The sequence below is a fragment of the Hymenobacter aerilatus genome (assembly GCF_022921095.1).
Lineage (GTDB): Bacteria > Bacteroidota > Bacteroidia > Cytophagales > Hymenobacteraceae > Hymenobacter > Hymenobacter aerilatus.
The window spans coordinates 2,448,400-2,461,218 of record NZ_CP095053.1 but is presented as its reverse complement, the minus strand read 5'-3'; the positions used below and the strand labels follow the sequence as shown (position 1 = coordinate 2,461,218).

9 protein-coding genes and 1 other RNA gene are annotated in these 12,819 nt (G+C 57.3%); 7 read left to right on the top strand and 3 right to left on the bottom strand.

Going from position 1 to position 12,819, the window contains the following annotated elements:
• Positions 1-69: 69 nt before the first annotated feature.
• A complete protein-coding gene (locus tag MUN82_RS10530; protein WP_245097323.1) occupies positions 70-3,294 on the bottom strand; it encodes an AsmA-like C-terminal region-containing protein in 3,225 nt (1,074 codons plus the stop codon).
• A 182-nt stretch (positions 3,295-3,476) separates the two neighbouring features.
• Between MUN82_RS10530 and MUN82_RS10525 the strand changes: the two genes are divergently transcribed.
• Together MUN82_RS10525 and MUN82_RS10520 are read left to right on the top strand one after the other, a co-directional pair.
• Positions 3,477-3,788, top strand: a complete 312-nt coding sequence (locus tag MUN82_RS10525; protein WP_245097322.1) for a DUF6686 family protein — start codon at positions 3,477-3,479, stop codon at positions 3,786-3,788.
• 71 nt (positions 3,789-3,859) lie between these two features.
• The gene (locus tag MUN82_RS10520; protein WP_245097320.1) at positions 3,860-5,521 is read left to right on the top strand and encodes a beta-N-acetylhexosaminidase; all 1,662 of its coding nucleotides are present in this window, start codon (positions 3,860-3,862) and stop codon (positions 5,519-5,521) included.
• 81 nt (positions 5,522-5,602) lie between these two features.
• Here the strand turns inward: MUN82_RS10520 and MUN82_RS10515 are convergent, their stop codons facing one another.
• Complete coding sequence (locus MUN82_RS10515) at positions 5,603-7,021, bottom strand: redoxin domain-containing protein (RefSeq protein ID WP_245097318.1); 1,419 nt, start codon at positions 7,019-7,021, stop codon at positions 5,603-5,605.
• 275 nt (positions 7,022-7,296) lie between these two features.
• Between MUN82_RS10515 and MUN82_RS10510 the strand changes: the two genes are divergently transcribed.
• On the top strand, positions 7,297-9,171 hold the full coding sequence (locus MUN82_RS10510) for a DUF4153 domain-containing protein (protein ID WP_245097316.1): 1,875 nt from the start codon (positions 7,297-7,299) through the stop codon (positions 9,169-9,171).
• A gap of 93 nt (positions 9,172-9,264) precedes the next feature.
• Here the strand turns inward: MUN82_RS10510 and guaA are convergent, their stop codons facing one another.
• The gene (gene guaA, locus MUN82_RS10505) at positions 9,265-10,797 is read right to left on the bottom strand and encodes a glutamine-hydrolyzing GMP synthase (RefSeq protein WP_245097314.1); all 1,533 of its coding nucleotides are present in this window, start codon (positions 10,795-10,797) and stop codon (positions 9,265-9,267) included.
• Between the two features lie 167 nt (positions 10,798-10,964).
• Here guaA and MUN82_RS10500 point away from each other — a divergent pair, with 167 nt between their 5' ends.
• The 4 genes from MUN82_RS10500 (at position 10,965) to MUN82_RS10485 (ending at position 12,798) form a co-directional block, all read left to right on the top strand.
• Positions 10,965-11,396 (top strand): carboxypeptidase regulatory-like domain-containing protein, encoded by a 432-nt coding sequence (locus tag MUN82_RS10500; protein ID WP_245097313.1) that lies wholly within the window; start codon positions 10,965-10,967, stop codon positions 11,394-11,396.
• A gap of 117 nt (positions 11,397-11,513) precedes the next feature.
• Positions 11,514-11,610: signal recognition particle sRNA small type (ffs, locus tag MUN82_RS10495), an RNA gene on the top strand.
• A gap of 148 nt (positions 11,611-11,758) precedes the next feature.
• A complete protein-coding gene (locus MUN82_RS10490) occupies positions 11,759-11,962 on the top strand; it encodes a fructose-6-phosphate aldolase (RefSeq protein WP_185283205.1) in 204 nt (67 codons plus the stop codon).
• Positions 11,963-12,108: 146 nt separating this feature from the next.
• On the top strand, positions 12,109-12,798 hold the full coding sequence (locus MUN82_RS10485; RefSeq protein WP_245097311.1) for a cell division ATP-binding protein FtsE: 690 nt from the start codon (positions 12,109-12,111) through the stop codon (positions 12,796-12,798).
• Positions 12,799-12,819: the final 21 nt, after the last annotated feature.

Genomic DNA, 12,819 nt, shown 5'->3' with positions numbered 1-12,819 from the left:
AATAGTAAATAAATGAGAGTTGAATAGCTAGTGGAGATAAAATCAATAGGAAACGTTGCATAGAAGCTTCTACTGCAAGAGCCGCATCGTGGTGTCCAGCGGCTGCTGGCGCAGGAGAGTGCGGTATTCCTGCCTGATATTATGTTGTTGCTCCCGCTGCTCTTTTTTCTTGAACAAGCCTACCTTGAAAGGGCCGGGCTGCTCGCGGTGCAGGTTGATATACAATAGCTGCCGCACCGCCCGCACCCGCTTGCCCGCCTGAATGCGCGCCACGCGCTTCTGGTTGTTGCCGAAAAGCGCCTGAAACGGATTCATCCCCACGTACAGGTTAGCCGGCCCATTGAGCGAGTACGTCCCGCTCACCGACATGCTGGTAAGGTTGCTATGCAAAGGCAGGTGGGGTATCAGAATACGGCCCCGATCCAGGAAAAACTCGGCCTTCACGGGCTCGAAGTAGAGGTGCCCGGCCCGCTCCCTGCTGATGAGCTTGAGGGCATCCTGCAGTACCACCACGTTCAATAGCTCCAGGTTCTGAATGTTGGTCTTGAGGTAGCCCAGAGTTTGGCTGAGATGGGGTAGGAATTCCTCGTCGAGGTCGGTGCGCAGGTCGGCTTCGCACTGCATGGTGCCGCGCACGTTGGCGCTGCTCAAGACATTTAGGTTCAGGACTTCGGCTACTTCGGCCAGGGCCGGAAGCTGCACGTTGCGGAGGCGGGTTTGCACGTGCAGGGGGTGGTGTCCGGCCTCAGCATCGGTGCGCAAGCGGCCGCGCAGGGCTACGTCGCCCCCAAAGGCTTGCAGCGTGCACTCCTCCAGTCGGGCCGAGCCTGCCGCCAGGGTAGAGCGCAGCCGAAACTGCGTGCCCTGCAACACGGCATAGCGCACCCGGTCGGCGTACACGCACACCTGGGCAGTGATGGTGCCATCAAACAGCGGCGATACGCCCCAAGTTGGCTCCGCCCGCCGCGCTGCCCGAGCGGCCGGCGTACGGGGTGCAAACAAGTTATCGGGTGGGTTGAGGCCGGCCAGCAGCCGCAATAGCCGCTGAATGTTGAGCGTGCTGTAGGTGAAATCAACATCGGCGTGGGCTGAGGTAAGACGTAAGTCCTCAATGTCGGCGTGGGCCTGCGCCCGGCCGGCGCCTCCGTCACTGGTCCGGAAGGTGAGGTAGGGCACGCGCAGGCTCGGGCCCTGCTTGTCGAAACGCAGCCGCAGATTGCGCAGACTTTCACCCGTGAGCAAATTCACTCGGTCTATGGTGCACGTGAGCTGCCCGCTCGATTCCAACAGCAGCTCGCGTAACGAAGGGTCGGGGTCGGCACCAGCGGCGCGGCGGGCGGCGCGCTGTTTTCCCGGCGGGCGACTCAGGCGCGTGAGCAGCTGGCGGTAATTAATAGTGCCAAAGCGCAACGCCAGTTGTGCATCTACGGGCCTGATTTTGCCGGTGGTATCGGTGGGCCAGCTCGCCTGCCCGCTCACCTGCCCACCCCACACCCGGCCCGCCAGGTGAGTCAGCCGCACGCGCTGCCCATCGTGGCGCACCTGCACGGCCAGCTCGTGGAGGGTGTCAGTGGGCAGCGTGAGCTGCTTGCAGCGCAGCAGCACGTCCAGGTGCAGGCCCGTCGGGAATAGGTTGGCGTAGCGGGTCATGGCTTTGGCGGCATTGCCCTGGCCCGCAGCTTTTATGCGCTGCTGCGCCGGCCGGGCCAACAGGTAGCGGAGGCGCGGCACGTGCAGCTCCTCCACCGCAAAACGGCCCGTAATGGTCGTGGTAGGATGCTGGTCAGTGAGGTAATCCAGCAGATAGACCGTGCGCGCATTGGCCCGAAAGCGCATGCCTGCCAGCTGCCCCGACAGATTGCGCAGGGTCCAGAGACTGTCTTGCAAGCCCAGCTGCACGTTCAGGTTGGTGATGTGCGCGTGGCGGGTAGGCACCGTGAAGGCGGCATTGTGCAGGCCCACCGTGCCGTGCATACGCATGGCGGGTAGGGCGCGGGCCGGGTTAGGACCCGTAGGAAGCAGACCGCGCAGGTGCAGATCTAGACTAGCCGTGCCTTGTTGCGCCTGCCACAGGCCCGGTGCTACAATGGTAGCTAGGCTGCGCAGCTCAGTCTGGCCACGCACCCGGCCCACCAGGTAGGGCCGCACAAAGTTGCGGAGCGTAAGCGCGGCATCCAGCTGCCCTGCTGTGGAGTAGATGCGGCAGCGGGGTAGCGTGAGGGTAGTGGTAGCAGGGGCGTGGGCCGGTCCGTTGTCGAGGCGCCCCAGCAAGTCCCAGCGCCGGATGGCCCTACCCGAGTCAGGCCACACCACGCGAGCATTGCGCAGCCGAAAGGTAAGTACGTTGTGGGGGCGGGAAGTAGGGCCGCTCAGACCCTGAATGGTGTAACGGATGCGCGCCTTGCTGGGGCTGCGGGCGTCGGCCAGGTAGGCGTGCAGGTTGGGAGGTAGGGCGGTGCGCAGTACATCCAATAGTGGCTGCTCGCCGGCCATGCGTAGGTTGAGGCGGGAGCCGGTTTCGCGGTCGGTAGCGGCGGTGTGGGTGCCGCCCACGCGCACCGTGTCGCCGTTGAGGGTAGCGTAGGTGTGCCAGAGCTTGCCCTGGCGCTGCCGGAAATCGTAGCGGTAGCGCACCTGGGCCCGCACCGGCTCTCCTGCAAACAGTGTGTTGCCTCGCGTGCGCAAGTACAGCAACTGCCCGGCCAAGGTGCCGCGCAGGCGGGCTTGCCCATCATACACCACCGCCGAAAGACGCGCCTGGTTCACCTCGGCCGCAAAGGTGCTGTGCTTGTAGTCGTTGCGGGTAGAAAGATGCAGATGCCGGATCACCAAAGAGTCTAGCCGGAAGTTGAGGGGCGGGCCAGAGCCGGCCTCGTGGCGCCGCTTGCCGCGCAGGCCCCACTGCTGGCCCAGCGAATCAACCTGTTGATGAAAAAATACATCGGTGAGCTGTAGCCGCGTCACGCGTACTTTGCCGCGCAGAATTTGGCCCAGCTCCAGGCGGGCATCGGCGCGGCCTACCCGCAGCACGGGCACCAGCTGCTGGTGCGCCGTATCAGTCAGCCCAAAGTTGCGCACTGAGATGGTGAAGTGCGGAAAGTCGCGCAGAGGCGAAAAATCCACCTCAAACTGCGACACCACCAAATCCGTGTTTTCGCTCACCCGATGGCGCAGCAGCTTCTTGGCCTGTTCGCGCCCGTACGTAGACCCCAGCAGCCACACGCCCCCCAGCAGCAACAGCAAGAGCAGCACAAAGCCAGCAGCCAACAGCCGCCAGAGGGTGGAGAATTTCATAAAGACGAGCGGGCAGAAAGCGGCCTTAATGAAGGCCAGCATTGTGCAACTGTACGCAAAAAAAGCAGGAGTGGACGCCTGACAAATGTTGAGCTTGAAAAGGAAGAGTTTTTATTTAGAAAAAATCTAAATAGATTTGATTGCTACGGTAGTCTATGTCTTTTGACTTTTCTTTTTCGTGTATGGCGCAGTTCTTTCATCACAACTCGTTTGGCTATTGTCTACGGTGCCCGCGCACCCGGCACCTGCATTTGTGCTTTGGCAACCTGGCGCTGGTAGCCACCACGGCAGAATTTCAGGAGTTTCGGCGCTTTATTGAAGAAGAGCACGAGCGCAACCATTCCGCCTACCGCGACCCGGAGGCCCGCTGCATTGCTCTGCGCACCCCCACCGAGCGTATGGCGCTGGTGCTCAGTTGGCAGGAGCTGGAGCAGCTGCACGAAATTCTGGAAAATACGGGCCTGTTGCTGGAGGTAGAAGCGCTGCTAGGGTAGGGGCAAAACTGGGTAGTGTCGGCAAAAGGCTGTATACTAGAGCGCTCTTTTCCTCAACCGCTACCTAATCTATGCGACTTTCTCTCTTGCTACTGCTCGCGGTACTGTTTTCGGCGCAGCTCAGCTGTGCCCAGTCGGCGCGCTACGCCATCATTCCCAAACCCACGCACTTGCGCGAGCAGTCCGGCACCTTTGCACTGCCTGCCAACCTTACCATTACCGTATCTGAAACGGATGCGCAGATGCGCCAGGTAGCCGAGCTACTGGCCGAACAATTGGGTACGGCTACCGGTCGTCGGCCTAGTATTGCTACTGGCAAACGCCCCGCTAAGCAAGGTATCTTCTTCGCGCTCAACAAGAAAAACAAACTGGGTGCCGAAGGCTACGAGCTGCGCGTAACGCCCAAGCAGGTGACCATCACAGCCAGCGAGCCGCAGGGCCTTTTCTACGGCATGCAGTCGTTGTTGCAGCTGATGCCGGTAGAGGTGTTCAGCCCTACCCCCGTGGCGGGCGTAACGTGGGCCGTGCCCTGCTGCACCATCGAAGACCAGCCACGCTTTGCCTACCGCGGCATGCACCTTGATGTGAGCCGCCATTTCTTTTCGGTAGACTTCGTGAAGAAGTACATCGACTTGATTGCGCTGCACAAGCAGAATACCTTCCACTGGCACCTCACCGACGACCAAGGCTGGCGCATCGAAATCAAGAAATACCCGCTGCTGACGCAAATTGGCTCGAAGCGGGACCACACCATGGTGGGCCGCTACGCCGACAACAAGTTTGATAACAAGCCCTACGGCGGCTTCTACACCCAAGACGAAATTCGCGACGTAGTGGCCTACGCCCAGAAGCGTTTCGTAACTGTGGTGCCGGAAATTGAGATGCCCGGCCACGCCATGTCGGTGCTGGCGGGCTACCCCGCCTTGGGCAGCAACCCCGACAAGATTGTGCCCGTGACCGGCAAATGGGGGGTATTCGAGGACGTGCTGTTTCCGCGCGAGCAGACGTTTCAGTTTGAAGAAGACGTGTTGACCGAGGTGATGGACCTGTTCCCCAGCAAGTACATCCACATCGGCGGCGACGAGTGCCCCAAGGTACAGTGGAAGGAAAGCCGCTTCTGCCAGGAGCTGATGCGCAAGGAGGGCCTCAAGGACGAGCACGAATTGCAGAGCTACTTCATCCGTCGCATCGATAAGTTCATCACCAGCAAGGGCCGCCGCATGATTGGCTGGGACGAAATCCTGGAAGGTGGCCTTTCGCCCAACGCCACTGTGATGAGCTGGCGCGGCACCGAGGGCGGCCTAGCCGCTGCCCGCCAAAACCACGACGCCATCATGACGCCCGGCGACTTCTGCTACCTCGATAAGTACCAGGCTGACCCCAAAACCCAGCCTATCACCATCGGCGGCCTGCTTACTACCGAAAAGGCCTACTCCTACGAGCCCGTGCCCGATAGCTTGACCACCGCGCAGGCCAAGCACATCATCGGCGTGCAGGGCAACGTTTGGACCGAGTACATGATTATTCCGGAGTATGTGGAGTACATGGTGTTCCCTCGCGCCGTAGCCCTGGCCGAGGTAGGCTGGACGCCCAAAAAAGACAAGGAGTATGCTGACTTCAACCGCCGCCTCGACGTGCACAAGAAGCGCCTGGATCTGCTGAATGTGAATTACTTCGGCGCTCCAATCAATGATAAGTTTACTTATCAATGGCCGGTAGAGACGAAGAAGTAGAGTAGTGCACAAAAAACGGCTGCCCTACCTTGTGCTGTAAGCGACAAGGTAGGGCAGCCGTTTTTTGTGCGCACATCGTACTTACTGATGCTGCATTAGGATTTCATTGAAGGGCTGTGCGTTACTAGGTTTGGGTAAATCAAGAGCCTTTACCACGCCATTTTTATCAAGCAACACATAGCGCGGAATGGAGTGTAGTTTCAGATAGGTGTAAAGCGGCGCTTGTTTGTCGTTGCTAATTAGGTAAGCGTGTTCGGTGAGGCGGTATTGCTGAGCATCTGCTTTCATCTTGCTATAATCTTGTGCCTTATCAATAGAAAGGTAGATGAACTGGTACCCCTTCTGTCTCCACTCAGTCACTTCCTGAGCCCCTTCACGGAATTCCTGCTTACAGGGGCCGCACCAATTAGCCCAAAAATCAAGAACGACGGGCTTGCCTCGGTATTTGGTGAGCACTTGGCCAAGCGTTGTAATTGCGCTATCCAACGTTAGTACAGGGCTTTGTAATACAAATGCGGGAAAAGGCTGATTGACCTGTTCGTAGTACTGTTGGCTGAATTGGGCCCAGGCCTTATATGTGGGTGCTTGTACCGCTGTTACTGCCTGTTGTAGTAGAGGAAGCAAGGCATCTTGTTCGTTGATTCTTGTTTTGGCTTGCGCGTAGTCTGCAACCAGCTTACCTAATAGGAAGTCTCTCATGCGACCCGTAAAGTGCCGCTGAATGAAACGGACGTTCCCAGCAAAATTGGAGGCGTTTCTTGCCTGCCGGTTACCATCCGTCATCCGAATTAGGTTAAACACGCCAACAGTATAAAGCTGGGAGCCCACCAATGCATCTTGATTCAGCAGTTTGAAATCCAGAGCGGAAGATTGCATTGTCGGAATATCGACCTCGTTCAAATGTGAAGAAAGGGGGGTAGAAGCCAGCATATAGGAATGACCAAGGCGCTCGGCTTGTACTAACTGTCGCAGAAAAAGTGGCTCACCGGGGCGGATATGCACTGCTGCTAGGCTATCCAACTGCTTTGTATAGTGGTCAAGTCGCTGTTTGTAGTCCGGCCAACTCTTGGCTGTTTGCAGCTTTTCATAGATGTGCGTGTCTGCTGCCAGTTGGTCTACTTCGTACCAGTAGCGGAAGCTCGCCGCATTCTTCCCCGCAAAGGCTAGTGGAGAAGCACCTTTTTTCGCCGGTAAAATAAGGGTGATATCAGCGCCTGGCGTTAGTACACAAGTCGGTTCAAACATTTGCATTCCATTCACGCCGTAGGTGGCAATGATAGGTTGCTGTGCAATAGGAACGGTAATCGTAAAGGTGCTGTCATTCTTGTAAACACTCTCTAGTTGAGTATCACGTGAGTAAATAGGGTCAAAGAACGCATCATGCAAAGCGATATAAGCATGAGTGCGTGCGTGTGATTTATCTATTCCTTTTATCACCACATTCTGGCCGAACGAGGTAGTTGCTGGTAGGCAAAGCAAGAGTAGGCTAGTAATTTTCATATGCAATCGGAAAAGAGGATGTAGTGGATTTAAGTATTTGATTTACAAGGTAATTGTATGCCTATAAATTGAAATGTAAAATTTTGTTTACGAATTTTTACACGGACTATAGCGTAGGGCATGACGCTCCTTGCTACATAGTATCTACTACGTCGTGATACCGCCTGAGAACTGTAGGGCGGAGCGACTGACTACTATCGGGTACCTGCAAAAAATAATATTCTGTCGTTTGAGCAACGACTATATTGCATAGTCACTATCCTTATTACTACCTCGTGAAGCTACCCTCCCTCCAGCACCTGGCTGCCGAAGCAGCGCGGGTGGTACGTCGCTTTCCACTCACCTTACTTTGTGCGTTTGTGCTGTGCGGGGTAGGCATCTACGTCATTCATCTGGATAACAAAGCACAGCAACAGCTGGACTGGCTTTTTCCTACCCTCTCTGCAGCGGGGTTGGGACTCTCGAGTACGCTGGCCGTAGCCTTGGCCACCGAGCGATGGCGCTGGCAGCCGGCAGGACGCTGGGGTGCGCAGGCCGTGGTGCTGGCATTGCTGGTGCTGTGGTACGCACTGGCGCCCACACAGCCCAATCTAGAGTGGGGTATGCGGCTGGCGCTGCTGCTGCTGGGCATGCACCTGGCTGTGGCCGCCGGCCCCTACCTGCCCGAGCTGCGCCGCTCAGCCGATACGCCCGGTTTCTGGCGCTACAACGAAACGCTGTTCCTGCGTATTCTTTTAGCCGGTATCTACTCCGGGGTGCTCTTTGCAGGGTGCGCGCTGGCGCTGGTAGCTATTGATAATCTATTCGATGTCAAGCTGGATGAGCACCTCTTCGGCTATTTGTTCGTGACGCTAGCCACGGTATTCAATACGTGGTTTTTTCTGGCTGGCGTGCCCTCCGATTTTGAACAGTTGGAACAAGCAGCCCCCTACCCGAAGGCGCTGAAGCTGTTCACGCAGTTTGTGTTGCTGCCGCTGGTGGTGTTGTACTTAGTTATCCTATACGCCTACCTGGGCCGCATTCTGGTACAGTGGGAGCTCCCTAAAGGCTGGGTGTCCATCCTAATTCTGGCGTTTTCGGTGGCCGGTATTTTCGCCTTGTTGCTGATTCACCCCATCCGCCACGCCGCCGAAAATACCTGGATCCGCACATTTGCGCGCTGGTTCTACCGGGCGTTGTTTCCGTTGCTGGGACTACTGGCCGTAGCCATCGGTACCCGCATCCGCGACTACGGCATCACCGAGGAGCGGTATTTTGTGCTGGTGCTGGCGGCGTGGCTGTTCTGCATGGCCGTATACTTCTTGGTGCGGCGCGGGCAGGGCATCATCTGGATTCCTGCCTCGCTGGCGGTGGTGGCCTTGTTGTCAGCGGCCGGGCCGTGGAGCGCATTTGCCGTGGCCCAGCGCAGCCAGCTGAAACAGCTACGCGAAATCAGCACGGAATACGGGCTGCTGAAAGGCGGCAAGCTCGACGGTGCCGGGCAGCGCGTGCCGAAGCTGCCGTTGCAAGTCCGGCAGCGTATTACCTCCATCTTCGAGTTTTTCACCGACCGGGATGCTACTAGGCAGCTACAGCCGTTTTTTACGGCTTCTCTTGCTTTGCCCGATTCATTACAAAAACAGGAAGAATGGAAGCAGCGGCAGTGGCAACAGGAACAGCCTTTTGCCGTGAGTGATATCCAGCGGGTTAGCCGGTACGCTACGGCCGCCGACGATGAACGCACGGCCAACTTCTTCAATGGCGCTGAGGACTTTGATTTGGGAGAGGGTCGCTATTGGCTTGGAAACGTAGAGCATTATCAATACAACAAGAAAGATAGCACGCTCACCAGTGTCACTACGCGGGCAGGTGTCTTTCGCCTGCGTGCTGGCGCTTATGGCCGGCAGCTTCTGCTAGAACAACAGGTAAACCACCGCTGGCAGATACGGCTCACTCTCTCGCCAGGTGCTTTTGCTGATTCGCTGACACGTATTCATGGGTTCAAGGCCGAAAATGAAGCCGTCAGTTTAGACCAACTCCTACACCTACGTGCCGCCACTGGCAAAACCCGCTTGCATTTGTTTTTGCAAAGCCTCCGGCGTAGCGAAAAACAGGACACCATATCCTATGACTATAGCGGTCATGCATTGCTGGAAGTAGGAGAAAAGTAGAAAGGTGTCTGTTAAGATGACGAGAGGCCGCTGGTAGTGTACCAGCGGCCTCTCGTTATTTAAAACTCAACATGTAACACTTTAAAATTTGCTCTATTCCCACTCAATGGTAGCCGGTGGCTTGGAGCTGATGTCATATACCACGCGGTTGATACCGCGCACTTGGTTGATGATTTTGTTGCTGACCTCGGCCAGGAAGTCGTAGGGGAGGTGGGCCCAGTCGGCCGTCATGCCGTCTACGCTGGTTACGGCGCGCAGGGCTACTACCTGCTCGTAGGTGCGCTCGTCGCCCATCACGCCCACGCTTTGCACGGGAAGAAGCATTACGCCGGCCTGCCATACTTGGTCGTAGAGACCGTGCGCTTTCAGTCCATCGATGAAAATGGCGTCGGCGCGTTGCAGGATGTCTACTTTCTGAGCCGTGATGTCGCCCAGAATGCGGATGCCTAGGCCAGGGCCGGGGAAGGGGTGGCGGTGTAGGATGTTGTGGGGAAGACCTAGTGCGTCGCCTACCTCGCGCACCTCGTCTTTGAACAAGGCCCGCAACGGCTCCACAATCTTCAGGTTCATCTTCTCCGGCAAGCCACCCACATTGTGGTGGCTCTTAATGGTCACGGCCGGCCCCTTCACCGACACCGACTCGATTACGTCGGGGTAGATGGTGCCTTGGGCCAACCACCGGGCGCCTTCTACCTTCTGTGCCTCGCGGTCGAACACCTCAATAAACGTGCGGCCGATGGCCTTGCGCTTCTGCTCGGGGTCGGTGAGGCCGGCCAGGGCCGCGTAGAACTCCTGCGAGGCATTCACACCGCGCACGTTCAAGCCCAGCACTTTATAGGCTTCCAGCACGCCTTCGTATTCATCCTTGCGCAGCAAGCCATTGTCCACGAAAATACCGTGCAGGCGCGGTCCAATGGCGCGGTGCAGCAGCAGCGCCGCTACCGAGGAGTCTACCCCACCAGACAAGCCCAGAATTACTTGGTCTGTGTCGCCAATGGTGTGTTGCAGGGCCGTTACCATTGAATCCACGAAGTGCTCAGGCGTCCAGTCCTGCGCGCAGCCGCAAATGTCCACCACAAAGTTGCGCATCAGCTGCTTGCCGTCGGTGGAGTGCGTCACCTCGGGGTGAAACTGAATACCGTAGGTCGACTGGCCTTCAATTTCGTAGGCCGCCACCTGTACGTCGGGGGTACCAGCAATAGCCAAGAAGCCCTCGGGTAGGGTTTTGATGGTGTCGCCGTGCGACATCCACACTTGCGAGCCGGGCTCCAGGCCGTGTAGCAGCGGGTGGTGCTGGTTGATATGCGCGAGGCGGGCGCGGCCGTACTCACGGATGGTAGCGGGCAGCACCTCGCCGCCGTTCTGGTGGGCCAGCAGCTGGGCGCCATAGCACACGCCCAGCACCGGCACCTGGCCCAGGTAGGCGCTCAGGTCGGGGTTGGGGGCGTCGGCTTCGCGCACGGAGCAGGGCGAGCCAGAAAGCACAACGCCCCGGATATCCTCGGTGAGGAGCGGGGCGTGGGTGTAGGGATGAATCTCGCAGTAGACGTTCAACTCGCGGATGCGCCGGGCAATGAGCTGCGTGTACTGGGAGCCAAAATCGAGGATCAGAATCTGTTCGGGCATGGGCTCAAAGGTACGGTGCAGAACGAAACGATTGTATAGCTGGCGCAGAATTTGGTAACTGATTAGAAAATAAGTGAGCTGAGCATAAACAGGTAAGTATTATTTCTAAAACGGGAATAATGCATTTATCTTCAGCTTATTGTGCTACTCGATTACTCATAATTCGCATGCGCTCCTGCCTCCATTCAATTTACCGCCCGGCTTGTTTTATCTTTTTTTTACTGCTCCTGCTCGGCAGCATCGGCGCTACGTCGGCACTGGCGCAAACTAGTCCAACCGCCGCGCTGCCTCGCACCCTCACAGGCAAGGTAACCACCATTGCCGGCGCGCCGCTGGCCGGGGCCACCGTGCTGGTGCGCGGCGACCAGCGCGATAATACGGCGATAACCAATAAGGAGGGCATGTTTTTGCTAACTACCCGGCAAGCCCAGCCTGTATTGATTGTGAACTGCGCCGGCTATGAAGAAAATCAGGCCGATGTACCCCAGACCGGCGATGCTGTCGTTTCGCTAGCTCCCATCGACAAGTACAAGCGGCAGTTGCGTAAGCAAGGCAAGAAAGCGTATAAGGAGTGGAACGGCAAAGGCAAGAGCCACTAACTGCGAGTAGTGTTTTTTTCGGCGTGACAATCAGGCTGATGCGCGCTAACAGGTCCTGTTGCGTAGAAAATATTGCCTTGTGGCGCAGCAAAACCAAATAGCGTGCGTATCTTTGCACCGGCGAGTCAGAACGACCAGCTCCTGCTGAACTCCCCCAGGACCGGAAGGTAGCAAGGGTAGGCGGTTGAGCGGTGCGATTTTGGCTCGCTTTTTTTTGCCCTTGCCCCAACGCCCGTAGCGCCATACCACGCAAACCGGTAGCTTTGGGGCAGTTTTCATTTCCGGCGCCTCGAACCCCCGCCGAGCAGGTAACGTAGGACTACCGCCGCACAGCGAGCTTCCGCCATTCAGCTACTTTCCGTATGTATATCATCAAAGTAAAAGGCAAGGCAAAAATTCCGGATTATATTCAGCTACGCGACGAGCAATTTGTCCTCATTGCCTATTTCCGTGCCGACCGCCCTCTCAAAGACCTGCACCGCTACGGTCTGGCCGGCAAAGAAGAGCCGCTGGCTGCCGTTATCGAAGGCCTCTCGTTTGGCAAGCTGCAAAAGCTGGAGGTATAGAGTGGGGTCTTGAGGAATAAAGGCTTTGGTTGACGTTCACTAGCAAGCGCCCAACTCCCAAAACTGCCCCCTCAATTCTCTTACAACCCGTTACTTAATTTCCCAAAAACCAGTCCTTCGGTCCCTAAGACCCCAAAAAATATCCTATGCACGTAGTTGAGCTTCACGATGCCTATATTATGCAGGACGTTAATACGGTGCTGCAGCGCGTGACCTTCACGCTGGGCAAAGGGGAGTTTGCCTACTTGGTAGGCCGCACCGGGTCGGGCAAAAGCTCCCTGCTGAAAACCCTCTACGCCGACCTACCGCTGGGCGGCGGTGTGGCTACTGTGGTTGATTACCCGCTGCAGAAGCTGGCCACTGGCAAAGTGCCCTATCTACGCCGTAAGCTGGGTATTATCTTTCAGGACTTTCAGTTGCTCTTCGACCGCTCGGTGGCTGATAATCTGCTGTTCGTGCTGAATGCTACCGGCTGGAAGGGCAAGGCCCGCAAGAAGCAGCGTATTTCGGAGGTGCTGATGCGGGTAGGGCTGGCCAACGCGGCCGGCAAAATGCCTCACCAGCTTTCTGGGGGCGAGCAGCAGCGCGTGGTGATTGCCCGTGCCCTACTCAATGAGCCCCTACTATTGCTGGCCGACGAACCCACCGGCAACCTCGACCCCGACGTGGCCGACAGCATTATGCGCCTATTCGTAGAAATCAACAACGCGGGCACGGCCGTGCTGATGGCTACGCACAACTACCAGCTTATCCAGCAGTATCCGCGCCGTGTGCTGCGCTGCCAAGATGGGCAATTACTAGACTCTACAGCGGCTAGTTTTAGGGTAGGAGAGTAAGTAGCGCAGAGGATTCTATTT

Coding starts and splice junctions, on each gene's coding strand:
- MUN82_RS10530 (WP_245097323.1), bottom strand. CDS start 3,294: ATGAAATTCTCCACCCTCTGGCGGCTGTTGGCTGCTGGCTTTGTGCTG.
- MUN82_RS10525 (WP_245097322.1), top strand. CDS start 3,477: ATGGCGCAGTTCTTTCATCACAACTCGTTTGGCTATTGTCTACGGTGC.
- MUN82_RS10520 (WP_245097320.1), top strand. CDS start 3,860: ATGCGACTTTCTCTCTTGCTACTGCTCGCGGTACTGTTTTCGGCGCAG.
- MUN82_RS10515 (WP_245097318.1), bottom strand. CDS start 7,021: ATGAAAATTACTAGCCTACTCTTGCTTTGCCTACCAGCAACTACCTCG.
- guaA (WP_245097314.1), bottom strand. CDS start 10,797: ATGCCCGAACAGATTCTGATCCTCGATTTTGGCTCCCAGTACACGCAG.
- MUN82_RS10500 (WP_245097313.1), top strand. CDS start 10,965: ATGCGCTCCTGCCTCCATTCAATTTACCGCCCGGCTTGTTTTATCTTT.
- MUN82_RS10490 (WP_185283205.1), top strand. CDS start 11,759: ATGTATATCATCAAAGTAAAAGGCAAGGCAAAAATTCCGGATTATATT.
- MUN82_RS10485 (WP_245097311.1), top strand. CDS start 12,109: ATGCACGTAGTTGAGCTTCACGATGCCTATATTATGCAGGACGTTAAT.